5 protein-coding genes and 1 pseudogene are annotated in these 6,638 nt (G+C 67.6%); 5 read left to right on the top strand and 1 reads right to left on the bottom strand.

Translation table 11 applies throughout. The annotated features are described in order from the left end of the window. A partial coding sequence (locus NL1_RS35260) for an AMP-binding protein (RefSeq protein ID WP_156095201.1) occupies window positions 1-831 on the bottom strand: 831 nt, incomplete at its 3' end. A gap of 300 nt (window positions 832-1,131) precedes the next feature. On the opposite strand from NL1_RS35260, the gene NL1_RS35265 reads away from it, so the two are divergent. The 5 genes and pseudogenes from NL1_RS35265 to NL1_RS35285 form a co-directional block, all read left to right on the top strand. Further along, window positions 1,132-2,739 carry a peptide ABC transporter substrate-binding protein gene (locus tag NL1_RS35265; protein ID WP_373862618.1) on the top strand — a complete coding sequence of 536 codons (1,608 nt, stop codon included), beginning with the start codon at window positions 1,132-1,134 and terminating at the stop codon, window positions 2,737-2,739. A 60-nt stretch (window positions 2,740-2,799) separates the two neighbouring features. Continuing rightward, entirely contained in the window at window positions 2,800-3,726 is a 927-nt protein-coding gene (locus NL1_RS35270; protein ID WP_067849134.1) for an ABC transporter permease, read from the top strand. Further along, the gene (locus NL1_RS35275; protein ID WP_067849137.1) at window positions 3,719-4,681 is read left to right on the top strand and encodes an ABC transporter permease; all 963 of its coding nucleotides are present in this window, start codon (window positions 3,719-3,721) and stop codon (window positions 4,679-4,681) included. The genes NL1_RS35270 and NL1_RS35275 overlap by 8 nt, the downstream gene beginning before the upstream one ends. Before the next feature lie 8 nt (window positions 4,682-4,689). Beyond that, window positions 4,690-6,363: a dipeptide ABC transporter ATP-binding protein gene (locus tag NL1_RS35280; RefSeq protein WP_067849143.1), complete on the top strand. Its 1,674-nt coding sequence runs from the start codon at window positions 4,690-4,692 to the stop codon at window positions 6,361-6,363. A gap of 28 nt (window positions 6,364-6,391) precedes the next feature. After that, window positions 6,392-6,638: pseudogene (locus NL1_RS35285) on the top strand (oxidoreductase); the annotation flags it as partial.

Here is a 6,638-nt window from a genome sequence, read left to right on the forward strand (position 1 = left end):
GGGCTGGGCTTGGTGTTCGGGGGAAGCGGCCGCGACGGTGTCGTGCCACCACAGGTCACGGCCCTCGGTCCAGGGCACCTCGATGCCCGTGCGGCGCACCACCAGCACGTGCTCGACGCTGTGTCCATTTTCGCCCGAGCGGGGGCTCTCCGTGGTTACGCGGGCTTCCTCCTCCGAGCCCTGACCGTTCGGGCGGGGTGGCACATCGCCGTTTGCGTAGAGCGCCTCGTCGACGGCTTCTTTGAGTGGGGCGGATTTGCCGCGGCGCCACTGTCCGTCGGTGGTGATGACGAGCCGGGCGCGCGCGTCGTCGACGCGCTGGCGCAGGGCGGTGGGGGAGAAGCCGGCGAACACCACCGAGTGGGTGAGTCCGAGGCGGGCGCAGGCCAGGATGGAGACGATGGCTTCGGGCACCATCGGCATGTAGATGGCGACTCGGTCGCCTGCTTCGAGCCCGAGTTCGGTGAGGTAGTTCGCGGCTCGGGAGACCTCGGCGAGTAGTTCGGTGTAGGTGATGTCGCGGGAGTCGCCGGGTTCGCCTTCCCAGTGGATGGCGATCTGGTCGCCGTGTCCGTCGAGGACGTGGCGGTCCACGCAGTTGTAGGCGACGTTGAGTTTGCCCTCGACGAACCACTTGGCGACGGGCGCCTCGCTCCAGTCCAGTACCTGGTTCCACTTCTGATGCCAGTGCAGCCGCTGGGCTTGTTCGGCCCAGAAGGTATCGCGATCGTCGGCGGCCGCCCGATACAGCGCGGCATCGGCATTCGCCGCGGCGGCGAACTCCGCGCTGGGCGGATACGAGTCCCGGTGGTCGGCGGTGGTTTCGGTCATCACGTCTCTTCTTTCGCGTCGGCTCTGCCCAACGTTGACACTAGCCAACTGTGACCTGCGCCGCGCCGAGGAGTACGCACCGGATCGCGCCGCCGCGGTGACATAGTTTCGGTGTTTCGCCGATATTGCCGGATTGGTAACAAGTGAAACGAACATAGGGCGATCCGATGACAAGGTCCCCCGCCGATGGCTAACGTCCTTGGCATTCCGAGGCGGGACGTGCGGGCACGCGCTGGAGAGGATCACGAGGCACGGGCGCCGTACAGCCGCCTTCGACCTTCTCGAAATCGGGAGTACGCGTTGCGATTCCACAGAGTTACCGCGCTCGGCGCGGCGGTCTTGCTGGCCACGAGCCTAGGGCTGTCCGCCTGTTCCTCCGATGGCGGCGCCGATGCCGACATCGTCACCGTCAACGGCGCCGAACCGCAGAATCCGCTGGTGCCGACCAACACCAACGAGAACATGGGCGGCCGGGTGGTCGACCGGCTATACGCCGGGCTGAAGTATTACGACGCCGACGGCAAGGCGCACGACGAGATGGCGCAGTCGATCGAGACCACCGATCGGAAGAACTACCGGATCACCATCGAACCGGATTGGAAGTTCACCGACGGCACGCCGGTGACCGCCAAGTCGTTCGTGGACGCGTGGAATTACGGCGCACTCGGCACCAACGCGCAGCTGCAGAGCTACGTCTTCTCGCCGATCCTCGGCTTCGACGAGGTGTCCGCGGAAAAGCCCACCGCCCAGACGATGTCGGGCCTGAAGGTGGTCGACGATCGCACCTTCACCGTCGAGCTGAAGGCTCCGTCCATCGATTTCGAGAGCGAACTCGGCTACGCGCCGTTCTATCCGCTGCCCGAGGCGGCGTTCAAGGACATGAAGGCGTTCGGCGAGAACCCGATCGGCAACGGCCCGTACAAGTTCGCCGACGCGGGCGCGTGGGAGCACAACGTCAAGATCGACCTGGTGCCCAATCCGGATTACCAGGGCGGCCGTCCGGCCAAGAACAAGGGCCTTCGGTTCGTCATGTACCAGTCCTTCGACACCGCGTACGCCGATCTGCAGTCCGGCAATCTCGATGCGCTCGACACCATTCCGTCCAGCGCGCTCTCGGTGTACAAGCAGGAACTCGGCGATCGCGCGATCTCCAAGCCGGTCGCGCAGAACCAGCACATCGGCGTCCAGTCCAACGTCCCGCACTTCGCGGGCCAAGAGGGACTGCTGCGCCGCCGCGCCATCTCGATGGCGATCAACCGGGAACAGATCAGCGAGAAGATCTTTCACGGCACCCGTATCCCGGCCCGCGACTTCACCGCGAGCACGCTGCCCGGCTTCGACGCCAACCTGCCCGGTTCGGAGGTGCTGAAGTTCAACCCCGAGGAGGCCAAGCGGCTGTGGGCGCAGGCCGACGCCATCAGCCCGTGGTCGGGCCGCTACGAGGTCGCCTACAACTCCGACGGCGGGCACCAGGCCTGGGTGGAAGCGGTGGCCAACAGCGTCAAGAACACCCTCGGCATCGACGCCATCGCGGTGCCCTACCCGACGTTCAAGAACATCCGCGACGAGGTGAACGCCGAAACCATCGGCAAGTCCTTCCGTTACGGCTGGCAGGGTGACTACCCGACGATGCTGCAGTTCCTCACCTCGCAGTACTACAGCTACTCCGAAACCAACAACGTCAACTACGACAACCCCGAATTCGACCGCCTGCTCGACGCCGCGCTCGCCGCGCAGAACCAGGAGGAGTCCTACCGGATCATCGCCCAGGCCCAGGCCATGTTGATTAGGGACATGGCCGACATCCCGGTGCTGGATTACGTGGCGGCGGCCGGTCATTCGGACCGGGTCCGCAACGCCCGCCTGGCATGGAACGGCCTGTTCGACTTCGAGGGCATCGAGAAGTAGACGGGGCGGGGCCGGGCCGACGGTGAAAGTCGGTCCGGCTCGGCACTTTCCGGAGGAAATATGGCTTGGTATGTCCTGCGGCGCCTGCTCCAGATGATCCCGGTGTTCCTCGGCGCGACGCTGCTCATCTACGCGATGGTCTTTCTCATCCCCGGTGATCCGATCGAGGCGCTGGCCGGTGAGAAGCCGCTCACCCCTGCCGTCGAGGCCCAGCTGCGGGCCAGGTATCACCTCGACGAGCCCTTCTTCACGCAGTACCTGTTCTACCTGAAAGGCATCCTGACCTTAGATTTCGGCACCGCGTACTCGGGTCGTCCTGTCCGCGACGAACTGGCGCGGGCTTTCCCGATCACGATCAAGCTGGCCGTCATGGCGGTGTTCATCGAAGGCGTGTTCGGGATCGCGTTCGGCCTGATCGCCGGGCTGCGCAAGGGCAAGCTGTTCGATTCCACGATGCTGGTGGCCAGCCTGGTGATCATCGCCGTGCCGGTCTTCGTCGTCGGCTATCTCGCGCAGTTCCTGTTCGGTGTGAAGTGGGGCATCGCGCCGACGACCGTCGGCGGGAACGCGAGTTTCACGGAACTGCTGCTGCCTGCGTTCGTGCTCGGCTCGCTCTCGTTCGCCTATGTGCTGCGGCTGACGCGGAACTCGGTGGCGGAGAACATGTCCGCCGATTACGTGCGCACCGCGACGGCCAAGGGCTTGCGCAGGCGCCGCGTGGTGACCGTGCACATCCTGCGCAATTCGATGATCCCGGTGGTGACCTTCCTCGGCGCCGACCTCGGCGCGCTGATCGGCGGGGCCATCGTCACCGAGGGCATCTTCAACATTCCCGGCGTCGGCGGCACGCTGTACCAGGCGATCCAGCGGGTGGAGCCGCCGACGGTCGTCTCGTTCGTGACCGTGCTGGTGGTGATCTTCCTGCTCGCCAACCTGATCGTGGATCTGCTCTACGCCGCACTCGACCCGAGGATTCGCTATGCCTGAGCTCGAGAAGGAGACGAGCCGCGCGACCCGGCCCGGTCAGGAGTACTACGTCGCGCCGCCCGACGAGGTGGAGGTGCTGGCCACCGACCGCGTCCGCGCGTCGGGCGAGCCGACCAGCATCTGGGGCGACGCCTGGCGGCAGCTGCGGCGCAACCCGATCTTCCTGGTCGCCGTGCTGCTGATCGTGGCGGTGACGGTGGTGGTGCTGTGGCCGGGACTGTTCACCGACCAGGACCCGCGCCGCTGCCTCGGCGACGACATCATGGCGCCCCCGCGCCCCGGGCATCCCTTCGGCTTCGACCGGCAGGGCTGCGACGTCTACACCCGCACCATCTACGGCGCACGGGCCTCCGTACTCGTCGGGCTGGCCGCCGCCACACTGTTCGTGCTGATCGGCGGCACGATCGGCGCGGCGGCCGGGTTCTTCGGGGGAGTGCTGGACGAGATCGTCTCGCGCATCGCCGAGATCTTCTACGCCATCCCGATGATGCTCGCCGCGATCGTCCTGTTGCAGATGTTGCGGCCGGCGACCATGTGGAACGTGATCCTGGTGCTCGCCTCGTTCACCTGGCCGCAGGCGGCCCGCATCGCGCGCGGTGCGGTCATCGAGGCCAAGAACAGCGAATACGTCACGGCGGCAAAGGCGTTGGGCGTCTCCAGAACCGGGACGCTGGTGCGCCACGTGCTGCCCAACGCGGCGGGCCCGCTCATCGTGGTCTCCACCATCTGGCTGGGGGTCTTCATCGTCACCGAGGCGACGCTGTCGTACCTCGGGGTGGGACTACCGCCCGACATCGTGTCCTGGGGCGGCGACATCGCCAGGGCCAAGAACGATCTGCGGACCTCGCCGATCCTGTTCTATCCCGCCGCCGCGCTCGCCATCACGGTGCTGAGCTTCATCATGCTCGGCGACGCGGTGCGCGACGCGCTCGATCCGAAGGCCAGGAAGAGGTGAGCGCCGCGATGCCGGACCGTCCGCTGCTCGAAATCCGCGATCTCGGGGTCTGTTTCAGCTCCGAGGGCAGGCAGGTGCCCGCGGTGCAGAACGTCGGCCTCACCGTGTACCCGGGCCAGACCGTGGCGATCGTCGGGGAGTCGGGCTCCGGGAAGACCACCACGGCGCACGCGATCATCGACCTGCTGCCCGGCACCGGCCGGGTCACCTCGGGATCGATCGTGTTCGACGGCAAGGACCTCGCCAAGGCGTCGAAGAAGGAGATCCTCGCGGTGCGCGGGCGCGGCATCGGACTGGTGCCGCAGGATCCGATGTCCAACCTGAATCCGGTGTGGAAGGTCGGATTCCAGGTGCGGGAAACGCTGGAGGCCAACGGAATCGCCAAAGGATCCGAGGCGCGCAGGCGGGCCGTCGAACTGCTCGAGGAAGCGGGCATGCCGGACGCGGCGCGCCGGGTGAATCAGTACCCGCACGAATTCTCCGGAGGCATGCGGCAGCGTGCGCTCATCGCGATCGGGTTGTCCTGCCGTCCGAAGCTGCTCATCGCCGACGAGCCGACCTCGGCGCTGGACGTCACCGTGCAGCGCCAGATCCTCGATCACCTCGACGGACTGACCGCCGAACTCGGCACCGCCGTCCTGCTCATCACCCACGATCTCGGCCTGGCCGCCGAGCGGGCCGAGCACCTGGTGGTGATGTATCGAGGGCGGGTGGTGGAATCCGGTCCCGCGCTGCGCATTCTGCGCGATCCCCAGCACGCCTACACCAAGAAGCTGGTGAACTCCGCGCCCTCGCTCGCCTCGCAGCGGCTCTCCGCGGTGCGCAAGCGGATCGAGATCCGCGAGCAGGCGGTGGAGGCCGCCGAACAGGTCGCCGAGGACGTCGCGCCCGACGTGGTGGTCGCCGAGAGTCTCACCAAGGTGTTCCCGATTCGTGGTGGCGCGCCATGGAAGTCCTCGGAGCTGCGCGCCGTCGAGGACGTGTCGTTCCGGCTGCGCCGCGGCACCACCACGGCCATCGTCGGCGAATCCGGGTCGGGCAAGTCGACCGTCGCGCAGATGGTGCTCGGCCTGCTCGCGCCGACCTCCGGCGCCGTGACCTTCGACGGACGCGACGTGGCCCGGCTGGATCGCAAGGGCGCCTTCGCTTTCCGTCGCAGGGTGCAGCCGATCTTCCAGGACCCGTACGGCTCGCTCGACCCGATGTACTCGATCTTCCGCACGATCGAGGAGCCGCTGCGCACCCACCGGATCGGTACGTCGAAGGAGCGCGCCGCAGTGGTCCGGGATCTGCTGGACAAGGTGGCGCTGCCCGCCTCGGTGCAACGGCGCTATCCGAACGAGCTGTCCGGCGGCCAGCGTCAGCGGGTCGCGATCGCGCGGGCCCTCGCGCTGTCTCCCGAGGTGGTGGTCTGCGACGAGGCCGTGTCCGCCCTCGACGTGCTGGTGCAGGCGCAGATCCTGAACCTGCTCAACGACCTGCAGGCCGAACTCGGCCTGTCGTACCTGTTCATCTCGCACGACCTGGCCGTGGTCCGTCAGATCGCGGACGACGTGCTCGTCATGCAGCAGGGTCGGGTCGTCGAGGCGGCGAGCGCCGACGAGGTGTTCGACCGTCCGCGCGAGGACTACACGCGACGGCTGCTCGACGCGATCCCGGGGCGGGATCTGCTCGCGGGGTGAGGCGGCCGCGCAAGTAGCCTCGTACTTCGTGACCGACCCGCTGCAGCCCCTCGTCGACCTGCCCGGTGTGCGCGACGCCGCCGACCGCGCCCGCGATGCCCTGGCCGCGGTGCATCGGCACAAGGCGAACCGGCGCGGCTGGCCGACCACCGCGGCCGAGGCGGCGGTGCGTGCGGCACGGTCCTCCGCCGCCATCGACGGCGGCAGCACCGACCTGCCGGCCGACGGCCGGGTCGAGGGCCCCGATCCTGGCCGGCTCGCTGCGCGTCGGGCAA

The sequence above is a fragment of the Nocardia lijiangensis NBRC 108240 genome (genome assembly GCF_001613045.1).
GTDB classification, from domain to species: domain Bacteria; phylum Actinomycetota; class Actinomycetes; order Mycobacteriales; family Mycobacteriaceae; genus Nocardia; species Nocardia lijiangensis.